We start from the raw sequence: 24,164 nt of genomic DNA, 5'->3' as shown, positions 1-24,164 counted from the left end.
CGGCGTCAGCCGGCCGACTCGCCCGCGTGCGGGCTCAGGACGTCCGCTCCGACCAGGATGAACAGCAGAATGCCCAGTGCGATCCGGTAATAGACGAACGGCATGAAGCTCTTCGTCGAGATGAACTTCATGAACCAGGCGATCACCGCGTAGCCGACGGCGAAGGCGATGATCGTGGCGAAGATCGTGGGGCCCCAGGAGACGCTGCCGTCCGAGGCCGCGTCCTTCAGCTCCATCCCGCCGGAGGCGATCACGGCCGGGATGGCGAGCAGGAAGGAGTAGCGGGCGGCGGCCTCGCGGGTGTAACCCATGAGCAGACCGCCGGAGATCGTCGCGCCCGAGCGGGAGACGCCCGGAATCAGGGCCATCGCCTGGCACACGCCGTAGATCAGGCCGTCCTTCACCCCGAGGTCCTTGAGCGTCTTGCGCTCACGCGCGGCCCGGTGCCGGCCGCCGATCTCGTCGCGGGCGGCGAGCCGGTCGGCGATGCCGAGGACGATGCCCATGACGATCAGCGTGGTGGCCGTCAGCCGCAGATCGCGGAACGGCCCCTCGATCTGGTCCTTGAGCGTCACGCCGAGGACGCCGATCGGAATGGAGCCGACGATCACCAGCCAGCCCATCTGGGCGTCGTGGTCGGAGCGCATCGACCTGTCCGTGAGGGAGCGGAACCAGGCGGAGATGATCCGGCCGATGTCCTTGCGGAAGTAGATCAGGACCGCGGTCTCGGTGCCTATCTGGGTGATCGCGGTGAAGGCCGCGCCCGGATCCTCCCAGCCGGCGAAGGCCGCGGTGAGGCGGAGGTGCGCGCTGGAGGAGATGGGAAGGAACTCCGTCAGCCCCTGGACGAGTCCGAGGATGAACGATTCGAACCAACTCATGGGGCTAGGGCCGTCCCGTTTGTACGTGTGCGGTCAGAAGGTCGTGCGCAGCGTACAGGTACAAGATGACAAGCCTATGGTGAGGCCCGTGACCGCTACTTGAGGACCGGCTCCCGCTCCGGCCCGGGAGCCGGGACGGCGGCCCGCAGGCCGTGCCGCTTGCGCCACGCCACCACCGCCGCGCCGAGGCCCGACAGGACGATGAACCCCGTCGAGAAGAGGAACGCCGGCGAGCCCGGCGAACCGGCCTGGGCGCCCGCCACCACGTACGCCGCCGTGTTCGGCAGGGAGCCGAGCGCCGTCGCCAGGAGGAACGGCACGTACCGCATCCGGGAGACCGCCGCGCAGTAGTTGGCCGCCGCGAACGGCACCCCGGGGAACAGCCGGATCGCCAGCATCGAACGGAACCCGTGCCGGCTCAGCTGCCCGTCCGCCGCCGTCAGCCACCGGCCCCGCACCAGCGGCCGCAGCGCGTCCTGCCCCAGGACCCGGCCGAGGGTGAACGCGATCCCCGCCCCGAGCACCGTCCCCGCGAGCGCCCCCGTCAGGCCGGCCGCGGAACCGAAGAGCGCGCCCGCCGCCAGATTGAGCACCGGACGCGGTACGAACGCCGCCGCGCACACCCCGTACGCGAGACCGAACAGCAGCACCGCCCCGGCGCCGCCCGACTGCGACGGCCAGCCCGAGGAGAGCATCCGCTGCGGCTCGTACAGCACCACCAGGGTGCCCGCCGAGAGCAGCAGCAGAGCGAGCAGCGAGAGCCGCGAGCGGGGGGAGAGCAGGGCCCGGGAGCAGCGGACGGCGAGGGAGCCCGGCGGCCGGGGGACGGGGGCGAGCATTCGGGGAGAGTAACGGACACCTTGGTAGGAGCGCCGTAATGTGCGTCATGTCCGACCGGGCGCGCCCCGCGGCACACCGAGACGGAGAGGCACCATGACCGACACCGCACCACCCGCGAGCGCCCTCGCCGACACCGTCCTCGACCGGCTCACCACGGTCTACCCGGCCGCGGCGAACCCCTTCCGGGCGCAGGAGATGGTCGCGTACATGAAGGGCGTCGCCCCCTTCCTCGGCGTACGGACCCCCGAACGGCGGGCGCTGTCCCGCACGGTCCTCGACGGCACCCCGCGCCCCGACGAGACCGACTGCGCCGCGATCGCCCTGCGCTGCTTCGCCCTGCCCGAGCGCGAGTACCACTACTTCGCCGTCGACTACCTGCGCCGGCACGTGAAGCGCTGCTCCTCGGACTTCCTGCCGGTCGCCCGCCGGCTCGTCACCACCGTCTCCTGGTGGGACACCGTCGACCACCTCGCCGCCCACGTCGTCGGCGGCCTGGTGGCGGCCGATCCCGCCCTCGCCTCCGCCATGGACACGTGGATCGACGACGAGGACCTGTGGGTCGCCCGCACCGCCCTCCTCCACCAGCTCCGCTACAAGGACGCCACCGACGCCGAGCGGCTCTTCGCCTACTGCCTGCGGCGCTCGGCCCACCCCGACTTCTTCATCCGCAAGGCCATCGGCTGGAGCCTGCGCGAGTACGGCAAGACGGCCCCCGCCGAGGTCCGCGCCTTCGTCGCCGCCCACGGCTCCCGTCTCTCCCCCCTCTCCGTGCGCGAGGCACTCAAGAACCTCTGACCCCCACCCCGGCCGCCGGCCCGGTCAACTGCTGCGCCAGACTCGGCACATGACGCAGATCGAGAAGCGGACGGGGAAGCGGACGGCGCTGGTGCTCGGGGCCGGCGGGCTCGTCGGAGCGGGGTGGGAGATCGGGGTGCTGCGGGGGCTCGTCGACGCCGGGACCGATCTGACCGGCGCCGATCTGATCGTCGGCAGCTCCGCGGGGGCGGTCGTCGCGGCACAGCTCTCCTCCGGCCGCGGCGGGCTCGACGCCCTGTACGAGCAGCAGCTCGACGGCGAGGCCACCGAGCCCGCCGCACGGCTCGGGCTCCCGACGATCCTCCGGTACGCCCTCGCCGTCCTCCGCTCCCGCACCCCCGAGGAGTACGGCCGCAGGCTCGGACGGCTCGCCCTCGCCGCCCCCACCGTCGCCGAGGCGGACCGCCGCGAGACCGTCGCCCGGCGGCTCGGCCGGACCACCGCATGGCCCGCCCGGCCGCTGCTCATCACCGCGGTCGACGCCGAGAGCGGCGAGCTCACCGCGTACGACGAGGGCGGCGGCGTCCCGCTGGTCGACGCCGTCACCGCGAGCTGCGCCATCCCCGGCGTCTGGCCCCCGGCGACGATCGGCGGGCGCCGCTGGATCGACGGCGGCATCCACTCCACGGCCAACGCCCACCTCGCCGCCGGCCACGACCGGGTCGTCGTCATCGCCCCCAGCGCCCGTGGCAGCAAGGTCGTGCTCTCCCCGGCCCGGCAGGGCGCCGACCTCGCCGCCGCCGGGGCGCGCGTCGAGGTGATCACCCCAGACGAGGCCTCCCGCAAGGCCATCGGCCGCAACGCCCTCGACCCCGCCCACCGGGCGGCCGCGGCCCGCGCGGGCCGCGCCCAGGCCGCCTCCCACGCCGCGGCCGTCGCAGCCGTCTGGGGCGGGTGAGGGGCAGGGCCGAGGGCCGGCGGACGGGCCGAGTGACGAGCCGCCCGCCGAACCGGGCGACAATGAGAGCGTGAACGAGCAGATCCCCGTCATCCGCGAGGTCGACCAGGGCACCGCGCGCCTCATGCCCGATGTGGACCGGGAGCGGGCCTGGCTCCTGACGGTCGACGGCGCGCCCCAGTCGTACGTCGACCTGGACGATCCGGCGTACCTGGAGTTCGAGTACGCGCGGCGCCTCGCCCATGTCGTCGACGGCGCCGCCGAGCCCGGCGCGCCCCTCGACGTCCTCCACCTGGGCGGCGGGGCGCTCTCGCTGCCCCGGTACGTCGCCGTCACCCGGCCCGGCTCGCGTCAGGACGTCGTCGAGGCGGACCTGGGTCTCCTCGCCCTGGTCGAGGAGCACCTGCCGCTGCCCGAGGGCTCGGGGACGACCGTGCACGGGGCGGACGCCCGCGCCTGGCTGGAAGCGGCACCGGACGCCTCGGCCGATCTGATCGTGGGCGACGTCTTCGGAGGCTCGCGCGTGCCCGCGCACCTCACGTCCGTCGAGTACGCGCGCGAGGTCCGGCGCGTGCTGCGGCCCGGTGGTCTCTACGCCGCCAACCTGGCCGACGGGGCGCCCTTCCCGTTCCTCCGGTCCCAGCTCGCCACCTTCGCCGCCGTCTTCCCCGAGCTGGCGCTCGTCGCCGAGCCGGCCGTGCTGCGCGGCCGCCGCTTCGGGAACGCGGTCCTCGTCGCCTCCGGCCGGGAGATCGACACCGCCCACCTCGCGCGGCGCGCGGCGGCCGACGCCTTCCCCGCGCGCGTGGAGCACGGGGACACCCTCGTCCGCTTCACCGGCGGCGCGGAACCGGTCCTCGACGCCGGGGCCGTCCCGTCACCCGTTCCCCCGGAGGGCGCCTTCGGCATCGGCTGAGGCGGCGGGGGCTTCCGGGGCCGGCCCGCCCGCGACCTCCTTGCCGTGCGGGCGCCGCGTCAGGTTCCGTACGTCCGGCACGAGGAGGACGAGCGCGGTGACGACGGTCATCAGGGCCGCCGCGCCCCACAGCGCCTCGCTCCGGCCGAACGCACTCTCCGCCGGGCCCGCGAGGGCCGTGGACAGCGGAAGCAGCGCGGTCGAGCCGAACCAGTCGTACGCGGACACCCGGGACAGCTTCTCCTCGGGGATCTCCTGGTGCATGGTCGTCATCCACGAGACGCCGAACACCTCGATCGCCACCCCGCTGACGAACATCGCCGCCGTCAGGCCCGCCGCGTCCAGCGGTACGGCGAGCGCGGCCGAGGGCAGCGCGATCGGGAAGACGCACAGGGTCCCGACGAACAGCATCCGGCGCGGCTTCCACCGGGTCATCAGGACGGCGCCCGCGACCGTCCCCGCCCCGTACGCGGCGAGCGCGACGCCCCAGGGGCGCGAGCCGCCCAGCGAGTCCCGGGCGACCAGCGGTCCGTACACCGACTCGACCGCGCCGATCAGTCCCACCACCACGGAGAACTGGGCGACGATCGACCACAGCCAGGGCCGCCCGACGAACTCGTGCCAGCCCTCCCGCAGATCCGCGAAGAGCCCGCCGCCGGGGGCGCGGTCCGGGATGCCGCTGACATCGAGGAAGGCACGCAGGCCGCCCGCGACGGCGAAGGCCACCGCGTCGATCGCGAGGACCCAGCCCGGTCCGACGAAGGCGACGAGCGCGCCGCCGAGCGCCGCCCCGCCGATGGCGGCGCCGTGCATCGCCATCCGGAAGACGGCGAAGGCGCGGCTCGCCTGCTCCCCGCTGACGCTGGACATGAGCATGCCCTCGGCCGCGGGGTTGAAGAAGGCCTGGCCGGTGCCGCAGAGCGCGGTGAGCACCATCATCTGCCAGATGCGGGCCTCGCCGGAGAGCACGAGGACGGCGAACGCGGCCTGCGAGACGCAGTTGAGGGCGTTGGCCGCGACCATCACCCGGTGCCGGGGGAGCCGGTCGGCCACCGCGCCGCCGATGAGCAGGAACAGGACCAGCGGCGCGAACCGCGCCATGGCCACCAGGCCGACGTCGCCCGCGTCGCCCCCGGAGTCGAAGACCGCCCAGGTCGTGGCGATCAGCGCGCCGTGCGTGCCGAGGTTGGTCACGATCGTGGCGGCGGTGAGCAGCAGGTAGTTGCGGCCGGCCCACTCGGGGCGGCGGGCGCGGGGCGGTGTCTGGCGGGGGGAGGCGGCGGGTGACGTCACCCCGGGACTATCCCTGCCCGCCGCCCGTACTGCCAACCGGATATCGGACGACCCGTCACCGCGCGGGACCGGACGCGCGGTGACGGGCCGCGCGGGACCGACCGTGCGGGATCGGCCGCGCGAGACCAGACGGGGGAGACCGACCGCCGGGGCCGCCGGGGCCGCCGCGGCGGCCCCGGCGGTCAGGACTCGGAGGGGGCGAGCCGGACCGTGGAGAGGATCTTCCGGATCGTCGCGTCGGGCAGCTCGTCCTTGACTCCGTCGGCGCCGTAGAGCACCCAGGTCGAGAAGTCGCCGGCGGCGTTCTTGAAGGAGAAGGCGATGGACTTGCCGTCCGTCTCGCACTTGTTGCGCTTCTTCACGCCGGGCGCCGTGGCGGTCGCCAGGCTGCCCGTGAGACCGGACGCCGTCGTGTACGGCACGGACTTGGTGATCTTGATGGTGCTCTGCGGCATGTGCTGCGCGTAGCCGCCCCACACCCAGGTGCCGGCCTCGCTACGGGCGAGGGACGCGGTGTCCTTGGCGCCCTGGCCGCCCTTGGTGCCCGAGGTGGCCAGGCCCCAGGTCTCCTCGGTGCCGTTCTTGTCGACGTCGTACGTGCACCACTTGCCCTTGAGCTGCGTGGGCCCGGACATCGTGACCAGCGGACTGCCGTCGTGCTTCTTCTCGTCCTCGAAGTACGTGATCGAGCCCGGCTTCAGCACCTCCCACTCCGGCGGTACGTCGAAGAGGGTGCCGTACTTCGGGTTGTAGACGACCTTCCAGCCGGGGACCGTCGGCTGCTGCGCCGCTCCGTCGCGCGGGTTGGCGATCCCGGACGACTGGCTCGGGGCGGGCGCGGAGGAGGGATCCGCGGAAGCGGAGACGGAGGGCTTGGGGTCCTCGGCGGTGTTCTTCTTGTCGTCGTCCTTGCCGAGCACGAGGAACGCGGTCACTCCGGCCGCGACGACCACGGCGGTGGCGGCGACGATCGCGACGATCGTCGTCTGCTTCTTCTTGCCGCCGTCGGGCCCGCCGGGCTGTCCGGGGCCCGGCACCGCGTACTGCTGCGGCACGGTCGGCTGCTGGTACGGGTTGGGGTAGCCCGGCTGCTGCCCGTACCCCTGCTGCGGGTAGCCGGGCTGTGCGGGCTGCTGCTGCGGGTAGCCCGGCTGCGTCGGCGGTTGCTGCGGATAGCCGGGCTGGGCCGGCGGCTGCTGCGCGTACCCGGGCTGCGTCGGCTGCTGGTACGGGTTCGGCTGCTGGTACCCCGACTGCTGGTAGGGGTTCTGACTCTGGTCCTGCGGGTTCTGCTCGCCCCCGGGCGGCTGCTGTCCTGGCCACATGGCCAGTAACCATAGAGGTGCGCGGGCCGCCCGACCACGCCCGCCCCCGGACCGGTGGGCTGCCAGGGGATGGCCAAGACTGCTACTCGTGGGTAACATCGTGGTTCATGAGCGCAGACCAGATGTCCGTCGGCGAGATGCTCGCCGCCACGGTCCCCATGGCCGGAACCCTGAACCTGGAGTTCCTGGAGACCACCGCCGAGCGCGCCGTCGTGCGCCTCCCGGACCAGCCCGCCTACCACAACCACGTCGGCGGCCCGCACGCCGGAGCGATGTTCACCCTGGCCGAGTCCGCCAGCGGCGCCATCGTGCTCGCCGCCTTCGGCGACCAGCTGAGCCGCGCGGTCCCGCTCGCCGTCAAGGCCGAGATCGGCTACAAGAAGCTGGCCATGGGCGTCGTCACGGCCACCGCCACCCTCGGCCGGCCCGTCGCCGAGGTCGTCGCCGACCTCGACGCCGGACAGCGGCCGGAGTTCCCGGTGCGGATCGACATCACCCGCGAGGACGGCGCCGTGACCGGCGAGATGACGGTCCTCTGGACCCTGCGCCCGCACGACAAGGCGTAGCGAGTCGCGCCGTGCGCACCGTGGCCCCCGCCGGAGCGGGGGCCACACGCGTCACGCGACCTGGAACCAGAAGGCCTCGATGGGCAGGCCGCGGCCCGTGGTGCCGATCATGTAGTTGGGCAGCGTGTTGTACTCGCTCGCGCCGACGTAGGCCGCGCCGCCCTGCCAGCCGTCGTTGCTGATGTGGGCGTCGGCGTTCAACGTGGGCGAGCCGGCGAACATGATCGCCTCCATGGCGACGTTCACCCCGTCGATACCGATCTGATCGGTCGTGTGCGAGCCGTTCACGCAGACCTGGCGGTCGTCCCAGCCGTAGTTCGCGCGGTGCGCCCTGGCGCAGAACCGGATGGAGCTGCCGGGCTGCACGTGGAACCGGACGGCCTCGACGGCGAGGGCGCGGCCGGTGGTACCGGCCCACTCCCCGTCGCAGCGCCAGTCCTGCCAGCCGATGTTCTGCACGTGCGCCTGGTAGCAGAAGGTTCCGGTGGGTTCGCTGCGGGCGACGGCCTGGCCCGCGGTCGTGACCGCGGCGGCCGCCGTGATCGCCAGCGCGGCGACCACGCGCGTGATCTGCTTGAGCATCTGCTGCTTCCCCCTGGTGAGTTGACGAGCCGTCTGCGGCTCGGCGGGATCTTAACCGGCGCTTACGCCACCGCCGTTCGGGGGCCGCGCCCGGCGCCCGACCCGCCGGGCCGCCCCCGGGTTGCCTCCCGGGCGGGTGACAATGCCCTCACCCCGGCGAGTCGAGGCCGGGCACGTCGGAGCCGGTACGCTGCCCAGGTGTGCCCGACGCGGTGCACACCTGGTCGGGTCGTCACGGGAGGTACCGCGTTGCACGTGCAGGAATGGCTGGAGACGATCCCCGCGGTCGCCGTCTACGTCCTCGTGGCGGTGGTGATCGGGGTGGAGAGCCTGGGCATCCCCCTGCCCGGCGAGATCGTGCTCGTGAGCTCGGCGCTGCTCGCCTCGCAGCACGGCCACATCGACCCGTACGTCCTCGGCGCCTGCGCCACCGCCGGCGCGATCATCGGCGACTCGATCGGATACGCGATCGGCCGCAAGGGCGGACGGCCGCTGCTCGCCTGGCTGGGCGGGAAGTTCCCCAAACACTTCAGCGAGGCCAACATCGGGCTTGCCGAGAGCTCCTTCCAGAAGTGGGGCATGTGGGCCGTCTTCTTCGGCCGCTTCATCGCCCTCCTGCGCATCTTCGCGGGGCCGCTCGCCGGCGTGCTGAAGATGCCGTACTGGAAGTTCCTCATCGCCAACGTCCTCGGCGGCGTCCTGTGGGCCGGCGGCACCACGGCCGTCATCTACACGGTCGGCGTCGTCGCCGAGGCCTGGCTCAAGCGCTTCTCCTGGCTGGGTCTCGTCCTCGCCGTCCTGATCGGCATCGCCTCGATGCTGGTCGTCAAGAACCGCGCCAAGAAGGCGGCGGCGCAGCGGACCGAGACCGCGGAGCCGGAGCCGGTCCCCGCGGCGGACTGAGCGCGGACCGTACGCGTACGACGGAGGGCGGCACCCGGGACGGGTGCCGCCCTCCGTTTCGTATCGGACCGCGGTCGTGGGCGCGGGGTTCGTGGGGCCGGGCCTCGGTGGCGGCTCGGGCCCCGGTGGTGGCGTCGGGCCCCGGTGGTGCAGGGCCTTGGTCCCGGTGCGGGGCCGCGATCCCGGCCCCGCGCGTCAGTCCTCGAAGGCCTCGGCGTGGCCCTTGGCGAGCAGCAGGTACATCTCGGCGTTCAGCTGGATCCCCGCCTTCTCCTCGTCGGTCAGTGGGCGGCGCACCTTGGCGGGAACGCCGGCGACCAGCGAGCCCGGCGGGATCTCCATCCCCTGCGGGACGAGGGCCTGGGCGGCGACGAGCGAGCCGGCGCCGATCCGGGCCCCGTTGAGGACGGTCGCGCCCATGCCGACGAGTACGTCGTCCTCGATCACGCAGCCGTGCACGGTCGCGTTGTGGCCGACGGTCACCCGGTCCCCGATCGAGACGGGGAAGCCGGGGTCGACGTGGACCGTGCAGTTGTCCTGGATGTTGGAGTCCTCGCCGATCGCGATCGGACCGCAGTCCGCCCGCAGCACCGCGTGATACCAGATGCTGGCGCGGGCGCCGAGCGTGACCTCGCCGAGCACCACGGAGGTCGGGGCGGTGAAGGCGGTCGGATCGATCTGCGGCTCCTTGCCGCCCACTCCCTTGATCAACGCCTCTGTCATGGTTCGCTCCTGATCATCGGATCCCGGGATCCGCAGCCGTCGTGTCACGCCCGGGGATGCCCCCGCACGCAGCCTATGCCGTGCTCATGACGGACATCACAGCGCACCGCGGTGATCAGGTGCGACGGCTCCGACTACGGTGGCCGGGTGCCCAGGAACAGAAACACGTTCTCATCCCTCGCCGCCTGGCGGCGCAGGGTCCTCGCCCGTGCCGTGCAGGGCGGCTGGCGCTGGGTGCAGCAGGCCGGCTCCGTCACCGCCGAGCACCCCGGGAAGCTGCGGTTCCGCCGCCTCGGCGCAGGGACCCGGCTGGCGTTCCCGCAGGGCACGGTCTTCGGCGAGCCGTGGATCGAGATCGGTGAGTGCTGCATCATCGCCGAACAGGTCACGCTCACGGCCGGGATGCTGCCGGACCTCGACCTCGGGACCGACACGGTCCTGACCCTGGGCGACGGAGTCGTCCTCGGGCGCGGCAGTCACGTCATCGCCGACGCGAAGGTGACGATCGGCTCGGACACCTACTGCGGCCCGTACGTCTACATCACCTCGACCAACCACAGCTACGACGACCCGGACGAGCCCGTCGGCCGCCAGTGGCCCCGCTCGGCACCCGTCTCCATAGGCCCCGGCTGCTGGCTCGGCACGGGCTCGGTGATCCTCCCGGGCGCGCGCCTCGGCCGGAACGTGGTGGTCGCGGCGGGCGCGATCGTGCGCGGCGAGGTTCCCGACCACTCGGTGGTCGCGGGCGCGCCGGCCAGGGTCGTCCGCAGCTGGGACCCGGAGAAGGGCTGGCAGCCGCCGATCCGTACGCCCGCCCCGGTGCCGATCCCGGAACACGTCACCCCGGAGCAGCTCGCGGCGCTGGCCGTCTGGGAGGCGCAGCGCGCGCAGTCGTCGGAGTCCGTGCCGTCCTGACCGGTGAGGGGTGAACGGCCGGCGGTGTGAACGGCCGGCGGTGAGCGGTTAGCCCGTCGCCAGGAGGACCGTGCCCACCAGGGCGAGGCCCGCGCCCGCCGCCTGGACCGCGCGGAGCCGTTCTTTGAGGACGCCGCGGGCCGCGAGGGCCGTGACGACCGGGTAGAGGCTGGCGAGGACGGCGGCGACGGTGACCGGGCCCTGCTGCGCGGCGATCGCGTACGTGCCGTTGGCGGCGACGTCCGCGAGGCCCACGAAGGCGAGGGCCGGGAGCGCGGCGCGGACGACCCCGGCGCCGCCCTCCGGAAGCGCGCGGCCGCCACGCCTCACCGAGGCGTACAGGGCTCCGCCGCCGACCAGGACGTTGGTGACGCGCTGGACGAACAGGGCGAGGAACAGGCCCGTGACGGTCGTGGACGCCTCGGCGATGAGCGTCATCACCGAGCCGAAGCCGAACGCCGCGATCAGGGTCAGCAGGACCGCCTGGCGCTGGACGGGCGCCCCGCGCAGCTCCGGTCCGCCCGCGAGCACCACGCCGAGGATCGCCACCGCGATCCCGGCGAACTGGAGCAGCCCCGGCCGGTCGCCGACGAGGAGGCCGACGGAGACGGGGACGACGACGCCGAGGGAGCCGAGCGGCGAGACCACCCCCATGGGGCCGAGCGCGAGCGCCTTGTAGAAGGCGAGCATGGCCGCAGGGCCGACGACGCCCGCCCCGACCGCGTACCAGAGCTGGGGCCCCGCCTCGGTCCAGGCGCCGGTCGCGAGGACGATCGAGCCGAGGACGAGGACCGCGAGGGCCTGGGAGACCACGACGACGGTGAGGGCGGGGATCCGGCGGGTGAGGAGTCCGCCCCCGAAGTCGGCGAGGCCCCACAGAAGGCTGGTGGCCAGGGCGAACAGGGCGGTCATGGATCCTCGCAAGGGCGTGCGTCAGCGGCGTGCGGCAGTACAGTGCAGTGAACAATCGGGTGCACCCCACCGTAGTTCAGTCTGTTGAACTCTGTCATCCAGAATATTGGACGGAACGTGTCGGACCTCGACCAGCTCACGCAGTCGCTCGCCCGGAACCTGAAGCGCTGGCGCAAGGAGCGGGGACTCACCCTGGACGCGCTCGCCGCCCGCGCGGGCGTCAGCCGCGGCATGATCATCCAGATCGAGCAGGCCCGGACCAACCCCAGCGTCGGCACCACCGTGAAGCTGGCCGACGCCCTCGGCGTCTCCATCACGACCCTCCTCGACTACGAGCAGGGCCCCCAGGTCCGGCTCGTCCCGCCCGGCCAGGCCGTCCGGATGTGGTCCACCTCCACCGGCAGCCACACCACGCTCCTCGTCGGCACGGAGGCCCGCGGCCCGCTGGAGCTCTGGTCCTGGACCCTCATGCCGGGCGACGGCAGTGCCTCCGACCCGCACCCGGAGGGCACGGTCGAGCTGCTGCACGTCACCGCCGGGACGCTCACCCTCGTCGTGGAGGGCGAGGACCACCCGCTGCCCGCCGGCACCTCCGCCGTCTTCGAGGCCAACGTCGCGCACGCCTACCGCAACGACGGCGACGAGCCGGCCGAGATGACGATGGCCGTCTCCATCCCGCCCGTACGCTGAGACGGATGCCCCTTCCCCGGGCGGCGGTTGTTAGCGTGAGGCGTATGCGCGCACCCATCGGAGACTTCGTAGACGCCCGGCCCGCCCCCGACTGCCTCGACCTCCTGACCGCCCCCGTCGCGGCAGCCGTCCGCGCCTGGACGGGGCCCGTCACGGCCGACCAGGTGCTGTACGTGGACACCGACCCGGACATCGCCGACACGGCCGTCTTCGTCGAGCACCACGGGCCCGACCTCCTCGACGCGTCCGCCAACTGCGTGGTCGTGGCGGGCAGGCGCGGCGAGACGACCACCCTCGCCGCGTGCCTCGTGAAGTCGGCGACCCGGGTCGACGTCAACGGCCTCGTCCGCAAGCACCTCGGCGCCCGCAAGGCCTCGTTCGCTCCGATGGACACCGCGACCGGCGAGACCGGCATGGAGTACGGCGGGATCACCCCCGTCGGCCTCCCGGCCGACTGGCCCCTCCTCGTCGACGCCGCCGTCGTCGACACCGAATGGGTCCTCATCGGCAGCGGCCGCCGCCGGGGCAAGCTCATCCTCCCCGGCAAGGCCTTCGCCCAACTCCCCGGCGCCGTCGTCCTGGAGGGCCTCGGCGTCCCCGTCGGGTGAGGAGGGGGCCGACCGTCGGTGAGAACGGGGCCGAGCGTCGGGTGAGGGCGGGGCCGAGCGCCCCGCCCAGGACCCGGCCCGCGGCTCAGCCCAGGCGGGGTATCTCGATCGCGGGGCAGCGGTCCATGACCATGTCGAGCCCCGCCTCACGGGTGCGGGCGAACGCGTCCTCGTCGATGACGTCCAGCTGGAACCAGACCGCCTTGGCGCCGATCGCGACGGCCTCGTCGGCGACGGCCCCCGCCAGCTCGCTGTTCACGAAGACGTCCACGACGTCCACCGGGAACGGGATGTCGGCCAGCGAGGCGTACCCCTGCTCGCCGTGGACCGTCTCCGCCTTCGGGTGCACCGGCACGATCCGCTTCCCGAAGCGCTGGAGGACGGCCGCCACCCCGTACGCGGCACGGCCCCGGTTCGACGAGAGGCCGACCACCGCCCAGGTGTCGCCCGTGGACGTCAGGATCCGCCGCACCGTCTCCGACGCGGAGTACGCGGTGGGGTCCGTGGTCGTGGTGTCTACGCTCATCGCTTCTGCTGCCTTTCGTGGGCGCGGCCCGTCTGCGAGTGGAACGAGCCGCGCCGAGCCGTGATTCCCGCCCGCGCCACCGCGCGGCCCTGAGATCTCCCCTAGGGAGTGCCTTGCCGATCAGGCCGGGCCCGGCGGAACGTAGGCTGGTCGGATGCAGGAGCAGTACCGCACTCTGGCCCGTGAGGGCGTGCACGAGACCGAGATCAACCGCTCGCGCTTCCTCTGCGCGCTCGCACCCGTCGCCGACGAGCGGGAGGCGCAGGAGTTCGTCGCCCGGATCCGCAGGGAGCACCCGACCGCCACCCACAACTGCTTCGCGTACGTCCTCGGCGCCGACGCCTCCGTGCAGAAGGCGAGCGACGACGGCGAGCCCGGCGGCACCGCCGGCGTCCCCATGCTCCAGATGCTGCTGCGCCGCGAGATGCGGTACGTCGCCGCCGTCGTCACCCGCTACTACGGCGGCGTGAAGCTCGGTGCGGGCGGCCTGATCCGCGCGTACGGCGGGGTGGTCGGCGAGGCGCTCGACGCCCTCGGCACCGTCACCCGGCAGCGCTTCCGGCTCGCCACCGTCACCGTCGACCACCAGCGCGCCGGCAAGCTGGAGAACGACCTGCGGGCCACCGGCCGCGCCGTCCGCGAGGTGCGGTACGCCGACGCCGTCACGATCGAGATCGGTCTCCCCGACGCGGACGTCCCCGCCTTCCGCGGCTGGCTCGCCGACGCCACGGCGGGAACGGCCTCCTTCGAACTCGGCGGCGAGGCGTACGGGGACGCGTGACGGGTGACCTGTGACGGGTGACGCGTGGCGCGGCGAGATGTACGCGCGCGTGACACGTCGCAGGTGACGCGCCTCACACGGGCGAGCCCTCGGTGACGCCCCCGCCCGTGGCGTCCGCTCCCGTGGAGCCCCGTCCGTGACACCCCGCCAGGGGAGCCCCACCCGTGAGGCCCTCCCCACACCCCCGCTCGGGATAGCGTGGTGGGCGCACACGAACGGGAACCGGCGGCGAGGAGCGGGGCACATGCGGGGTGGGACGGCATCGTGAGGCTCCTGCACACCTCGGACTGGCACCTCGGCCGGTCCTTCCACCGCGTCGGCCTCCTCGACGCCCAGGCCGCCTTCCTCGACCACCTCGTGGCGACCGTCCACGCGCACGACGTGGACGCCGTCCTGGTCGCCGGTGACGTCTACGACCGGGCCGTGCCGCCGCTGCCCGCCGTCGAGCTGTTCGACACCGCGCTGCACCGCCTCGCCGAGGCCGGCGTGCCCACCGTCATGATCTCGGGCAACCACGACTCCGCCCGGCGGCTCGGCGTCGGCGCCGGACTCATCGAACGCGCCGGGATCCACCTCCGTACCGACCCCGACGGCATCGGCACCCCCGTCGTCCTGACCGACCCCCACGGCGAGGTCGCCCTCTACGGCCTGCCCTACCTGGAACCCGCGCTCGTCCGCGAGCGCCTCGGCGCCGAGAAGGCCGGCCACGAGGCCGTCCTCGCCGCCGCCATGGACCGCGTCCGCGCCGACCTCGCCACGCGGCCCGCCGGCACCCGCTCCGTCGTCCTCGCCCACGCCTTCGTCGCGGGCGGCGCGCCGAGCGACAGCGAGCGGGACATCACGGTCGGCGGCGTCGCCGCCGTCCCCACCGGGATCTTCGACGGCGTCGACTACGTCGCCCTCGGCCACCTCCACGGCAGCCAGACCCTCACCCCCCGCGTCCGCTACTCCGGCTCCCCGCTCGCCTACTCCTTCTCCGAGGCCGACCACCGCAAGACCATGTGGCTGATCGACCTCGGCGAGAACGGGACGATCACCGCCGACGTACGCCTCGACTGCCCCGTCCCGCGCCCCCTCGCCCGGATCAGGGGCCGGCTCGACGACCTCCTCGCCGACCCGGCGCTCGCCCCGCACGAGCAGTCCTGGGTCGAGGCCACCCTCACCGACCCCGTGCGCCCCGCCGAGCCCATGGCCCGGCTCACCGAACGCTTCCCCCACGCCCTCAACCTGGTCTTCGACCCCGAGCGGACCGGCGACGACCAGGGCGCCTCCTACGCCCAGCGGCTCCGGGACCGCAGCGACCAGCAGATCGCGGAGGACTTCGTGGCCCATGTGCGTGGCGGCGCCGCCCTCGACGGCGCCGAACGGTCCGTCCTGTACGGCGCCTTCGACGACGTCCGCGTCGACGCGGCCGAGCGCGAGGTGGGCCGATGAGGTTGCACCGCCTGGAGATCACGGCATTCGGGCCGTTCGGCACCACGCAGAAGGTCGACTTCGACGCCCTGTCCTCCGCCGGGCTCTTCCTCCTCCACGGGCCGACCGGCGCCGGCAAGACCTCCGTCCTCGACGCCGTCTGCTTCGCCCTGTACGGGAGCGTGCCCGGCGTCCGCCAGAACCCCGGCACCTCCCTGCGCAGTGACCACGCGCCCGTCGGCACGTACACCGAGGTCCTGCTCGAACTGACCGCGGGGGACCGGCGCCTGGAGATCACCCGCCGCCCGGCCCAGCAGCGGCCCAAGAAGCGCGGCGGCGGCTTCACCACCGAGAAGGCCCAGACCTGGCTCCGGCAGTACGACCCGGCCACCGGCGAGTGGGCCGGCCTCAGCCGCTCCCACCAGGAGATCGGAGAGGAGATCACCCAGCTCGTCGGCATGAGCCGCGAACAGTTCTGCCAGGTCGTCCTCCTCCCGCAGGGAGACTTCGCCCGCTTCCTGCGCGCCGACGCCGAGGCCCGGGGCAAGCTCCTCGGCCGCCTCTTCGACACCCGCCGCTTCGCCGCCGTCGAGGAACGCCTCGCCGAACTGCGACGCGCCGCACAGCAGCAGGTCGAGGACGGGGACGCACGGCTGCTCACCCTCGCCCACCGCATGACCCAGGCCGCCGGCGGCCTCGACGCCGCCCGCACCCCCGTCGAGGGCCGGCCCGGCGACCCCGGGCTCGCCGAGTCCGTCCTCACCTGGGCCGCCGTCGCCCGCACCGAGGCCCGCGAGGCCCTCGACATCGCCGGCGTCCGCCTCACCGCGGCCGAGGCGGGGCAGGCCTCCACGCGGGCCGCCCTCGACGCGGAGAACGACCTCGCCGCCCGGCAGGCCCGGCACGCCGACGCCCTTCGGCGCCGCGAGCGGCTCACCGAACAGACCCCCGAGCGCGACCGCCTCCAGGCCACCCTCGACCGCGGCCTCAAGGCCGACCGGGTGGCCCCCGCGCTCGGCCTGCGCCGGGACGCCGAGCGCGAACACACCACCGCGCAGAGCGCCCGGGAGCGTGCGCTCGCCCAGCTGCCCCCCAGCCTCGCCGACCACGGCGCCGAGCAGCTCTCCGCCCGCGAACACCGGCTGCGCGAGGAGCTCGGCGGCCTCGAAGCCGCCCGCCGCGCCGAGCACCGGGCCGCCGCCGTCGCCGAGGAACGCGCCGTCCTCGCCCGGGAGGCGCGCGCCGACGAGGACGCCCTCCGGGACGCGGCCGACTGGCTCGCGGGCTGGGAACCGCGCCGCACGGCCCTCGCCGAACGCGTCGAGGCCGCCCGCGACGCCGCCGCCCGCGCCGAGCACCTCGCGGGCCGCCTCGATCCCGCCCGCCGCCGGCTCGCCGCGGCCCGCCGCCGCGACGCCCTCGCCGAGGGCACCCGGGTGGCCGAGGCGCGTCTCGCGGAGGCCCGCGAGCGGCGCAACGCGGCCCACGAGACCTGGCTCGACGTCAAGTCCCGCCGCCTGGAGGGCATCGCCGCCGAACTCGCCGTCACGCTCACCCCGGGCGACCCCTGCCAGGTCTGCGGCTCCACCGCCCACCCCGCCCCCGCCCGCACCACCGCCGACCACGTCGACCGCGCCACCGAGGACGCCGCCTATGCGGCCTACACCCGCGCCGAGGAGACCCGCACGGGTGCCGAACGCGAACTGGCCGTCACCCGCGAGTCCTGGTCCGCGGCACGTACGGAGGTGCAGGACGGGCCCGAGTCGCCCGAGCCCACCGTCGCCGAACTCGCCGACGAAGCAGACGAGTTGGCCCGGCTGCACGCCGAGGTGCACGCCCTCGCCGGGCAGACGCACAGCGCGCGGGAGGCGCTCGCGCGAGCCGAGCGGGAACACGAGGAGCGGGTGGGCGCCCAGCGGGAGGCCGAGCGGCGGGTCGCCGCGCGGACCTCGCGGCGCGAGGCCCTGGAGCGGGAGCAGTCCGCGCTCGACGAGGAACTCGCCCGGGGACGCGGCGTGTTCGCCAGCGTGGCCGAACACGCGGCCCTCCTCGAGCGGCGGATCGCGCTCCTGGCCCACGCCGCCGGGGCCGTACACACCGCCGAACTCGCCGCCCAGCGCCTCAAGGAGGCCGACGACCGGCTCGCCGACGCCGCCTACCGCGCGGGCTTCGCCACCCCGGCCGAGGCCGCCGGCGCCGTCCTCGACGAGCGTGAGCGCCGCGACCTCCAGCAGCGCGTCGACGCCTGGCAGGCGGAGGCCGCCGCCGTCGCGGACCGGCTCGCCGAGCCCGGCACGGCCGAGGCCGCCGCCCGGCCGCCCGCCGACCCCGCCGGCGCGGCGGCCGCGCACGCCGCGGCCGAACGCGCCCTCCGCGAGGCCGACTCCGCCCTCTCCGCCGCCCGCGAGCGGGCCACCGGACTCGCCGGACTCTCCCGGCAGGCCGCCACCGAGGTCCGCCGCCTGGGCCCGCTGCGCGAGGAGTACGACCGGGTGGCCCGGCTCGCCGCCCTCACCGCCGGCACCTCCGCGGAGAACGAGCGCCGGATGCGCCTGGAGTCGTACGTCCTCGCCGCCCGGCTCGAACAGGTCGCGGCGGCCGCGAGCGCCCGCCTCCAGCGCATGTCCTCGGGCCGCTACACCCTGGTCCACTCCGACGCGCGCTCCGGCGGCAAGCGGTCCGGCCTCGGACTGCACGTCGTCGACGCCTGGACGGGCAACGAACGCGACACGGCCACGCTCTCCGGCGGCGAGACCTTCTTCGCCTCCCTCGCGCTCGCCCTCGGCCTCGCCGACGTCGTCACCGACGAGGCCGGCGGGGTCAGGCTCGACACCCTCTTCATCGACGAGGGCTTCGGCAGCCTCGACGAGCAGACCCTCGACGAGGTCCTCGACGTCCTGGACTCGCTGCGCGAACGGGACCGCAGCGTCGGCATCGTCAGCCACGTCGGCGACCTGCGCCGCCGGATCCCCGCCCAGCTGGAGGTGGTCAAGGCGCGCCAGGGCTCGGCCGTGCGGCTGCGGACCGGCGCGGACGCGCTCAGCGGCTGAGGGAACGCCGGGGCAGCGGCGAGGAGTAGACGACGCTGGTGGTCACCGCGCCGAGCGTGGCGATCTTCCCGCTGATCCCCTCCAGGTGCTTCATGGAGCGGGCGGCGACCTTGAGGACGAAGCAGTCGTCGCCGGTGACGTGGTGCGCTTCGAGGACCTCGGGCGTGGTGTCCAGCAGGTCGTGGAACGGCTTGTAGTTGCCGTGCGGGTAGCGCAGCCGTACGAAGGCGAGGATGGGCAGGCCGAGGCGGTCCTGGTCGACGATCGCCGTGTACCCGGTGATCACCCCGGCGTCCTCCAGGCGCCGCACCCGCTCGGTCACCGCGGACGGCGACATCGACACGGCGCGGGCGAGCTCGGCGAAGCTGGCACGGCCCTCGGACTGGAGCGCTTCGAGGATGCGCCAGTCGGTGGCGTCGGGTGCGTAATCGGTGCTCATGGGAGAGATCCTGCGGGGGAATCCCCGGCCGATCAAGCGATCGACCGGGGATTCTCGCCATCGGAGACGCCGGAGCCGGGGCATCGGATCCAAGATTCGGATCCAAGATTCGGATCCGATATCCCGGATACTGGATCCGATATCCCGGATACGGAGACCTCAGAGGCGGGAGATCTCGTCCACCAGGTCGTCCAGGCCCAGCGGGCCCAAGGAGAGGGCCGCCATGTGCCAGGCCTTCGCGTCGAACGCGTCGCCGTGCGCGGCCCGCGCGTTGGCGCGACCGAGCAGCCAGGCGCGCTCGCCCAGCTTGTAGCCGATCGCCTGGCCCGGCATCGACAGGTAGCGGGTCATCTCGCTCTCCACGAAGGACGGCGGCCGGCTGCTGTGCAGCTGGAAGAACTCCTGCGCGAGCTCCGGCGTCCACCGCTCGCCCGGGTGGAAGGGCGACTCCGCGGGGATCTCCAGGCCGAGGTGCATGCCGATGTCCACGATCACCCGGCACGCGCGCATCATCTGCCCGTCGAGGTAGCCGAGGCGCCGCTCCGCGTCGGGCAGGAAGCCGAGCTCGTCCATCAGGCGCTCCGCGTACAGCGCCCAGCCCTCCGAGTTCGCGCTGACCTTGCCGATGGTCGCCTGGTAGCGGGAGAGCCGGTCGGCGACGTGCACCCACTGCGCGAGCTGCAGGTGATGGCCGGGCACGCCCTCGTGGTACCAGGTCGACACCAGGTCGTACACGGGGAAGCGGGTCGTGCCGTCCACGGGCAGCCAGGTGCGGCCGGGGCGGGAGAAGTCCTCGGACGGGCCGGTGTAGTACGGCGCGGCGGCGCCGCCGGGCGGGGCGATCCGGGACTCCACCCGCCGTACCCGCTCGGCGAGTTCGAAGTGCCGGCCGTCGAGCGTCTCGATGGCCTGGTCCATCAGCTCCTGGAGCCAGACCCGTACCTCCTCCACGCCCTCGATGTGGGTGCCGTGCTCGTCGAGGTGGGCGAGCGCCTCCCAGGGGCCCGCGCCGGGCAGGATCCGCTCGGCCTCGGTCCGCATCTCGCCGAGGAGCCGGTGGTACTCGGTCCAGCCGTACGCGTACGCCTGGTCGAGGTCCAGGTCGGTGCCGTTGAAGAAGCGGGTCCAGCGCTGGTAGCGCTCGCGGCCCACCGTGTTCGGCGCGTCGGCGACGGCCGGTGCGTACACGTCGCGCATCCAGTCCCGCAGCGCCCCGACGGCCGCGGTCGCGCCCTTCGCGGCCGTCGCGAGCGCGGCCCGCAGCTCCTCGGGGAGCGCGGCGGGGCCGGCGGCGGCGAACTCCTCGAACCAGCCCAGCTTCCCGTTCTCCCCGCCGGCCCACTCGGTGAGCTGCTCGACGAAGGTGGCGGTGGGGCGCGGCCCGCCGTGGAGCTTGCGCTCCAGACCGAGCGCGAGCGAGGCGCGGTAGCCGTCGAGCGCGGCCGGGACCGCGCGCAGCCGGTCGGCGACCGCCTCCCAGTCCTCCTCGGTCTCCGTCTGCATGACGGTGAAGACGATGCGGACGCTGTGCGCGGGCGAGCGCATGTTGCTGACGGTGCAGAGGTTCTCCTCGGCCTCGTGCATGGCCAGTTCCGCCGTCAGCCGCTCCCGGAGGAGCCGCGCGCAGCGCCGTTCGGCGTCGCTGTCCGCGCCCGGCGCCCGCTCGGCCTCGTCGAGCCGCGCGAGCGTGCGGCGGGCGAGGTCGGCCACCGCACGCTGGCCGGCGGGCGAGAAGTCCGGCAGCCGTCCGGCGCTCTCCTTGACTCCCAGGTACGTACCGGTGATCGGGTCGAGGGCGATGAGTGCGTCGACGTGGTCGTCGGCGACCTGGCGGGGCAGCGGGCTGATGGAAGTGTCTGGCATGGGGGTCATCCTGGCGCCTCCGGCGGGCCCGCGTCACCCTCGTCCGGCCTCAGTCGGCTGACAAGGAGGGGCCCGAGGAGGGCGGCAGGAGCGGGCCGCACTCCCACTGCTGGAAGATCAGCCGCGTCTCGACGCGGGCCACCTCGCGGCGCGAGGTGAACTCGTCGAGGACGAGACGCTGCAGGTCGGCGGGGTCCGCCACGGCCACGTGCACCAGGTAGTCGTCGGGTCCGGTGAGGTGGAACAGCGCCCGGGACTCGGGGAGGGCCCGGATCCGGTCGACGAACGGACCGATCAGTTCACGCCGATGGGGGCGGACCTGGACCAGAAGCAGTGCTTCGAGCCCGCGCCCGAGTTTGGCCGGATCCAGTCGTAGCTGGTGTCCGAGGATCACGCCGGTGCGGCGCAGCCGTGCCACCCGGTCGAGGCAGGTGGAGGGTGCGACCCCGACCTCGGCGGCGAGTTCGCGGTAGGTGCTCCGGGCGTCGTTCTGCAGGAGGCGAAGAATGTGCAGATCGACCGTGTCCAGTACGACAGAATCGGCCATCTGGCGAACGTAGCACGGTGATTTCGCGCTACTTCCCGGTATCCGTTCACAGTGCCGCCATGGACGCCATGGATCACGGCCTCTCGGCCATCCCGAGGGCCCTTGCCACCGAAGCCGTGCACGCCGGCCGCGAAGACCTCGCCGGCCTCGGGCTGCACGCCCCGCCGCTCGACCTGTCCACCACCTACCCCTCGTACGACGCCCGGGCCGAGGCCGCCCGCATCGACGAGTTCGCCACCACCGGCGCCCGGCTCGACGGGCCGCCGGTCTACGCCCGGCTCGACAACCCGACCGTCGCCCGCTTCGAGGACGCCCTCGCCCGCCTGGAGGGCGCCGAGGCCGCCGTCGCCTTCGCCAGCGGCATGGCCGCCCTCACCGCCGTGCTCCTCGCACGGGCGAGCCAGGGCCTGCGCCACGTCGTCGCCGTCCGCCCGCTCTACGGCTGCAGCGACCACCTCCTCGACGCCGGGCTGCTCGGCACCGAGGTGACGTGGACCGATCCGGCGGGCGTCACCGACGCCCTCCGCCCCGACACCTGCCTCGTCGTGGTCGAGTCGCCCGCCAACCCGACGCTCGCCGAGGCCGACATCAGGGCCCTCGCCCACTCCTGCGGCTCCGTCCCGCTGCTCGTCGACAACACCTTCGCCACGCCGGTGCTCCAGCGGCCCGTCGAGCAGGGCGCGCGCATCGTGCTGCACAGCGCCACCAAGTACCTCGGCGGCCACGGCGACGTCATGGGCGGGGTCGTCGCCTGCGACGAGGAGTTCGCCCGTACCCTCCGTCAGATCCGCTTCGCCACCGGAGGGGTGCTCCACCCGCTCGCCGGATATCTGCTGCTGCGCGGCCTGTCCACCCTTCCGGTACGGGTCAGGGCGGCGTCCTCGACGGCCGCGGAGCTGGTCCGGCGGCTCGCCACCGACCCCCGGATCGCCCGCGTCCACTACCCGCGGATCGGCGGCGCGATGATCGCCTTCGAGGTGTACGGGGACCCGCACGACGTGATCGCCGGGGTACGGCTCATCACCCCGGCGGTCAGTCTCGGCAGCGTCGACACCCTCATCCAGCACCCGGCCTCCATCAGCCACCGGATCGTGGCCGAGGGAGACCGGCGTTCGGCGGGCGTCAGCGACCGGCTGCTGCGGATGTCGGTCGGCCTGGAGGACGTCGAGGACCTGTGGCGCGACCTGACCCAGGCGCTCAGCGCTCCGCCGGCCGGGTCCCTTCGTGCGGCTGCTCCTGCTGCGTCCGGGCGGCCGGTCGCGATGCCGAGGCCAGCCGGGCGGTGATCACCAGGGTGCCCTCCTCGATCTGGTAGTCGAGGGGGAGGTTCAGCGCCCGCATCGCGGCCACCATCCCCGTGTTGGAGGACTGCGTCACGGCGTACACGCTGTCGCAGCCGGTCTCCTCGGCCATCGCCACCAGTCGGCCGAGGAGCTCGGATCCGATGCCGCGCCGCTGCCAGTCGTCCTCGACGAGGAGAGCGACCTCGGTCTCGTCGCCGTCCCACAGCAGGTGGCCGAGGGCGACGAGGCGGCCGGAGGTCGTCTGCACGGCGAGGGTACGGCCGAAGCGGGGGCTGAGCAGGTGGTCGAGGTAGCGGTCGGCGTCGCCGACCGGGCCGTGGTAGCGCAGGCCCAGGGTGCGGGCCGAGCAGCGGTCGTGCATGGCGCGCGCGGCGGCCAGGTCGCGCTGGTCGGCGCGGCGCACGGTGATCTCGTTGCCCTCCGGCAGGGTCAGCACGTCCCGGCTGCGCGGGAGGCGGGGGCCGAGGCGGGCGTCGAGCTCGACGAGGGCGCGGGCCCGGGCGAACTCGGTCGGGGTGAAGGGCAGATAGGGCCGCTCGATGATGAGGGTGCCGCCGTGCGGGTCGCGCAGCCGCATCACGGTCTCCTCCAGGACTCCTTCCACCGGGGCCTGTTCGCCGGTGGGGCGGCCGGTGAGCGAGACGGCCGGCACGGAGTGGAGGGTGCAGCGGCCGAGGAGCTGGCGCAGCGCGAGCGGCAGTTCGGCCGCGTCGAGCGCGGTACGGGTGGCCAGGCCGAGGACCCGGGTGGGCGTGTCCACCAGGTCGTGGGCGTCGGCCCGCTCGGTCCAGGTGTCACGGCCGCCGGCCGCCGCCGTCTCACGGGCGAGGGCCTGCGCGGAGAGGTCGGCGGGGGCGCGCAGCAGGAACTCGTCGACCGTGCCGTCACCGAGCGGATGCGTCTGCAGGGTGAGGATGTCCACGCCGAGGCGGGCGAGGACCGTGCAGAGCGCGGCGAGGCTGCCCGGGGTGTCCGCGACGGTGGTCCGCATCCGCCACAGCGTGGTCTCGGCCGGGGCCGCGGACTCGTCCCCGCTCTCGCTCCGCTCGGACCCGGCCGCCGCCGGGAGGCCGGCGGGTGGGGCAGGGCTGGCATGACTGTGCCGCCGCGCCCACCAGGTGTGGAACGCGGCGGTGGCGACCAGCGCGATCGCCGAGAAGACCAGGAGGTAGGGGCCGTCATGGCCCTTGACCACGGTCTTGGCGATCGTGTCGGCCACCACCACGGCGGTGAACAGGGCGGCGAGCTCGATCAGGTCGTGCCGCCAGTGGTGCGGACGGTGGGCGCTCTTCGAAGACGTCACATCGGTCATGGCTTCACTGTGACCCAGCGGTGTTGCGTGATCACGAACGCTTTGTGACTGACGGGTTAAG

At 73.9% G+C, this 24,164-nt stretch carries 24 protein-coding genes; 12 read left to right on the top strand and 12 right to left on the bottom strand.

What is annotated here, in order from left to right; genetic code table 11:
- Positions 1–5: 5 nt before the first annotated feature.
- Entirely contained in the window at positions 6–881 is an 876-nt protein-coding gene (locus GGE06_RS13935; protein WP_184930953.1) for an undecaprenyl-diphosphate phosphatase, read from the bottom strand.
- A 95-nt stretch (positions 882–976) separates the two neighbouring features.
- Positions 977–1,720, bottom strand: a complete 744-nt coding sequence (locus tag GGE06_RS13930; RefSeq protein WP_116162165.1) for a TVP38/TMEM64 family protein — start codon at positions 1,718–1,720, stop codon at positions 977–979.
- A gap of 94 nt (positions 1,721–1,814) precedes the next feature.
- Here GGE06_RS13930 and GGE06_RS13925 point away from each other — a divergent pair, with 94 nt between their 5' ends.
- From GGE06_RS13925 to GGE06_RS13915, 3 genes are all read left to right on the top strand, one after another.
- Positions 1,815–2,516: a DNA alkylation repair protein gene (locus GGE06_RS13925; protein ID WP_116162166.1), complete on the top strand. Its 702-nt coding sequence runs from the start codon at positions 1,815–1,817 to the stop codon at positions 2,514–2,516.
- 49 nt (positions 2,517–2,565) lie between these two features.
- Entirely contained in the window at positions 2,566–3,435 is an 870-nt protein-coding gene (locus GGE06_RS13920; protein WP_116162167.1) for a patatin-like phospholipase family protein, read from the top strand.
- 70 nt (positions 3,436–3,505) lie between these two features.
- Positions 3,506–4,351 carry a spermidine synthase gene (locus tag GGE06_RS13915; RefSeq protein ID WP_116162168.1) on the top strand — a complete coding sequence of 282 codons (846 nt, stop codon included), beginning with the start codon at positions 3,506–3,508 and terminating at the stop codon, positions 4,349–4,351.
- Here the strand turns inward: GGE06_RS13915 and GGE06_RS13910 are convergent.
- Both GGE06_RS13910 and GGE06_RS13905 read right to left on the bottom strand, forming a co-directional pair.
- On the bottom strand, positions 4,313–5,644 hold the full coding sequence (locus GGE06_RS13910) for an MFS transporter (RefSeq protein WP_116162169.1): 1,332 nt from the start codon (positions 5,642–5,644) through the stop codon (positions 4,313–4,315). The two genes, GGE06_RS13915 and GGE06_RS13910, sit on opposite strands and share 39 nt — an antisense overlap.
- A gap of 182 nt (positions 5,645–5,826) precedes the next feature.
- Positions 5,827–6,969, bottom strand: a complete 1,143-nt coding sequence (locus tag GGE06_RS13905) for a DUF8017 domain-containing protein (protein WP_116162170.1) — start codon at positions 6,967–6,969, stop codon at positions 5,827–5,829.
- Positions 6,970–7,076: 107 nt separating this feature from the next.
- Here GGE06_RS13905 and GGE06_RS13900 point away from each other — a divergent pair, with 107 nt between their 5' ends.
- Positions 7,077–7,535, top strand: a complete 459-nt coding sequence (locus tag GGE06_RS13900) for a DUF4442 domain-containing protein (protein ID WP_181924695.1) — start codon at positions 7,077–7,079, stop codon at positions 7,533–7,535.
- Positions 7,536–7,586: 51 nt separating this feature from the next.
- Here the strand turns inward: GGE06_RS13900 and GGE06_RS13895 are convergent, their stop codons facing one another.
- The gene (locus tag GGE06_RS13895; RefSeq protein ID WP_184930952.1) at positions 7,587–8,117 is read right to left on the bottom strand and encodes a hypothetical protein; all 531 of its coding nucleotides are present in this window, start codon (positions 8,115–8,117) and stop codon (positions 7,587–7,589) included.
- Between the two features lie 249 nt (positions 8,118–8,366).
- On the opposite strand from GGE06_RS13895, the gene GGE06_RS13890 reads away from it, so the two are divergent.
- Positions 8,367–9,020: a DedA family protein gene (locus GGE06_RS13890; protein ID WP_116162173.1), complete on the top strand. Its 654-nt coding sequence runs from the start codon at positions 8,367–8,369 to the stop codon at positions 9,018–9,020.
- A gap of 195 nt (positions 9,021–9,215) precedes the next feature.
- Here the strand turns inward: GGE06_RS13890 and GGE06_RS13885 are convergent, their stop codons facing one another.
- On the bottom strand, positions 9,216–9,743 hold the full coding sequence (locus GGE06_RS13885; RefSeq protein ID WP_116162174.1) for a gamma carbonic anhydrase family protein: 528 nt from the start codon (positions 9,741–9,743) through the stop codon (positions 9,216–9,218).
- Positions 9,744–9,890: 147 nt separating this feature from the next.
- On the opposite strand from GGE06_RS13885, the gene GGE06_RS13880 reads away from it, so the two are divergent.
- Entirely contained in the window at positions 9,891–10,658 is a 768-nt protein-coding gene (locus tag GGE06_RS13880; RefSeq protein ID WP_116165649.1) for an acyltransferase, read from the top strand.
- Positions 10,659–10,706: 48 nt separating this feature from the next.
- Here GGE06_RS13880 and GGE06_RS13875 read toward each other — a convergent pair whose 3' ends face one another.
- On the bottom strand, positions 10,707–11,570 hold the full coding sequence (locus GGE06_RS13875; protein WP_116162175.1) for a DMT family transporter: 864 nt from the start codon (positions 11,568–11,570) through the stop codon (positions 10,707–10,709).
- 117 nt (positions 11,571–11,687) lie between these two features.
- On the opposite strand from GGE06_RS13875, the gene GGE06_RS13870 reads away from it, so the two are divergent.
- Positions 11,688–12,260 carry a helix-turn-helix domain-containing protein gene (locus tag GGE06_RS13870; protein ID WP_116162176.1) on the top strand — a complete coding sequence of 191 codons (573 nt, stop codon included), beginning with the start codon at positions 11,688–11,690 and terminating at the stop codon, positions 12,258–12,260.
- Positions 12,261–12,304: 44 nt separating this feature from the next.
- Positions 12,305–12,868, top strand: coding sequence for a YbaK/EbsC family protein (locus GGE06_RS13865; protein ID WP_184930951.1), 564 nt, complete (start codon positions 12,305–12,307; stop codon positions 12,866–12,868).
- Between the two features lie 85 nt (positions 12,869–12,953).
- Here GGE06_RS13865 and GGE06_RS13860 read toward each other — a convergent pair whose 3' ends face one another.
- A complete protein-coding gene (locus GGE06_RS13860; RefSeq protein WP_184930950.1) occupies positions 12,954–13,394 on the bottom strand; it encodes a CoA-binding protein in 441 nt (146 codons plus the stop codon).
- A gap of 154 nt (positions 13,395–13,548) precedes the next feature.
- Between GGE06_RS13860 and GGE06_RS13855 the strand changes: the two genes are divergently transcribed.
- The 3 genes from GGE06_RS13855 to GGE06_RS13845 all read left to right on the top strand — a co-directional run bounded on the left by GGE06_RS13855 (position 13,549) and on the right by GGE06_RS13845 (position 18,638).
- The gene (locus GGE06_RS13855) at positions 13,549–14,175 is read left to right on the top strand and encodes a YigZ family protein (protein WP_116162194.1); all 627 of its coding nucleotides are present in this window, start codon (positions 13,549–13,551) and stop codon (positions 14,173–14,175) included.
- A gap of 264 nt (positions 14,176–14,439) precedes the next feature.
- Positions 14,440–15,609, top strand: coding sequence for an exonuclease SbcCD subunit D (locus GGE06_RS13850; RefSeq protein ID WP_184930949.1), 1,170 nt, complete (start codon positions 14,440–14,442; stop codon positions 15,607–15,609).
- Entirely contained in the window at positions 15,606–18,638 is a 3,033-nt protein-coding gene (locus tag GGE06_RS13845; RefSeq protein WP_184930948.1) for an AAA family ATPase, read from the top strand. The genes GGE06_RS13850 and GGE06_RS13845 overlap by 4 nt, the downstream gene beginning before the upstream one ends.
- On the opposite strand, the gene GGE06_RS13840 is transcribed toward GGE06_RS13845, so the two are convergent.
- The 3 genes from GGE06_RS13840 to GGE06_RS13830 all read right to left on the bottom strand — a co-directional run bounded on the left by GGE06_RS13840 (position 18,628) and on the right by GGE06_RS13830 (position 21,487).
- Positions 18,628–19,077, bottom strand: coding sequence for an Lrp/AsnC family transcriptional regulator (locus GGE06_RS13840; protein ID WP_116162200.1), 450 nt, complete (start codon positions 19,075–19,077; stop codon positions 18,628–18,630). The genes GGE06_RS13845 and GGE06_RS13840 overlap by 11 nt on opposite strands.
- 159 nt (positions 19,078–19,236) lie before the next feature.
- Entirely contained in the window at positions 19,237–20,949 is a 1,713-nt protein-coding gene (locus GGE06_RS13835) for a DUF885 domain-containing protein (protein ID WP_376773540.1), read from the bottom strand.
- 40 nt (positions 20,950–20,989) lie between these two features.
- Positions 20,990–21,487, bottom strand: a complete 498-nt coding sequence (locus tag GGE06_RS13830) for an Lrp/AsnC family transcriptional regulator (protein WP_116162204.1) — start codon at positions 21,485–21,487, stop codon at positions 20,990–20,992.
- A 59-nt stretch (positions 21,488–21,546) separates the two neighbouring features.
- On the opposite strand from GGE06_RS13830, the gene GGE06_RS13825 reads away from it, so the two are divergent.
- On the top strand, positions 21,547–22,773 hold the full coding sequence (locus GGE06_RS13825) for a trans-sulfuration enzyme family protein (protein ID WP_376773538.1): 1,227 nt from the start codon (positions 21,547–21,549) through the stop codon (positions 22,771–22,773).
- On the opposite strand, the gene GGE06_RS13820 is transcribed toward GGE06_RS13825, so the two are convergent.
- Positions 22,685–24,103, bottom strand: a complete 1,419-nt coding sequence (locus GGE06_RS13820; protein WP_221518007.1) for a GNAT family N-acetyltransferase — start codon at positions 24,101–24,103, stop codon at positions 22,685–22,687. The genes GGE06_RS13825 and GGE06_RS13820 overlap by 89 nt on opposite strands.
- Positions 24,104–24,164 lie beyond the last annotated feature (61 nt).

The organism is Streptomyces nymphaeiformis (assembly GCF_014203895.1).
Taxonomy (GTDB): domain Bacteria; phylum Actinomycetota; class Actinomycetes; order Streptomycetales; family Streptomycetaceae; genus Streptomyces; species Streptomyces nymphaeiformis.
Note: the sequence above shows the minus strand (reverse complement) of the source record. Positions and strands in the feature narration are given on the sequence as shown.

Bases quoted from the DNA above. Each gene is read 5' to 3' on its own strand.
- GGE06_RS13935 (WP_184930953.1), bottom strand. From the start codon at position 881: ATGAGTTGGTTCGAATCGTTCATCCTCGGACTCGTCCAGGGGCTGACG.
- GGE06_RS13930 (WP_116162165.1), bottom strand. From the start codon at position 1,720: ATGCTCGCCCCCGTCCCCCGGCCGCCGGGCTCCCTCGCCGTCCGCTGC.
- GGE06_RS13925 (WP_116162166.1), top strand. From the start codon at position 1,815: ATGACCGACACCGCACCACCCGCGAGCGCCCTCGCCGACACCGTCCTC.
- GGE06_RS13920 (WP_116162167.1), top strand. From the start codon at position 2,566: ATGACGCAGATCGAGAAGCGGACGGGGAAGCGGACGGCGCTGGTGCTC.
- GGE06_RS13905 (WP_116162170.1), bottom strand. From the start codon at position 6,969: ATGTGGCCAGGACAGCAGCCGCCCGGGGGCGAGCAGAACCCGCAGGAC.
- GGE06_RS13900 (WP_181924695.1), top strand. From the start codon at position 7,077: ATGAGCGCAGACCAGATGTCCGTCGGCGAGATGCTCGCCGCCACGGTC.
- GGE06_RS13895 (WP_184930952.1), bottom strand. From the start codon at position 8,117: ATGCTCAAGCAGATCACGCGCGTGGTCGCCGCGCTGGCGATCACGGCG.
- GGE06_RS13885 (WP_116162174.1), bottom strand. From the start codon at position 9,743: ATGACAGAGGCGTTGATCAAGGGAGTGGGCGGCAAGGAGCCGCAGATC.
- GGE06_RS13875 (WP_116162175.1), bottom strand. From the start codon at position 11,570: ATGACCGCCCTGTTCGCCCTGGCCACCAGCCTTCTGTGGGGCCTCGCC.
- GGE06_RS13865 (WP_184930951.1), top strand. From the start codon at position 12,305: ATGCGCGCACCCATCGGAGACTTCGTAGACGCCCGGCCCGCCCCCGAC.
- GGE06_RS13860 (WP_184930950.1), bottom strand. From the start codon at position 13,394: ATGAGCGTAGACACCACGACCACGGACCCCACCGCGTACTCCGCGTCG.
- GGE06_RS13855 (WP_116162194.1), top strand. From the start codon at position 13,549: ATGCAGGAGCAGTACCGCACTCTGGCCCGTGAGGGCGTGCACGAGACC.
- GGE06_RS13845 (WP_184930948.1), top strand. From the start codon at position 15,606: ATGAGGTTGCACCGCCTGGAGATCACGGCATTCGGGCCGTTCGGCACC.
- GGE06_RS13840 (WP_116162200.1), bottom strand. From the start codon at position 19,077: ATGAGCACCGATTACGCACCCGACGCCACCGACTGGCGCATCCTCGAA.
- GGE06_RS13835 (WP_376773540.1), bottom strand. From the start codon at position 20,949: ATGACCCCCATGCCAGACACTTCCATCAGCCCGCTGCCCCGCCAGGTC.
- GGE06_RS13830 (WP_116162204.1), bottom strand. From the start codon at position 21,487: ATGGCCGATTCTGTCGTACTGGACACGGTCGATCTGCACATTCTTCGC.
- GGE06_RS13825 (WP_376773538.1), top strand. From the start codon at position 21,547: ATGGACGCCATGGATCACGGCCTCTCGGCCATCCCGAGGGCCCTTGCC.
- GGE06_RS13820 (WP_221518007.1), bottom strand. From the start codon at position 24,103: ATGACCGATGTGACGTCTTCGAAGAGCGCCCACCGTCCGCACCACTGG.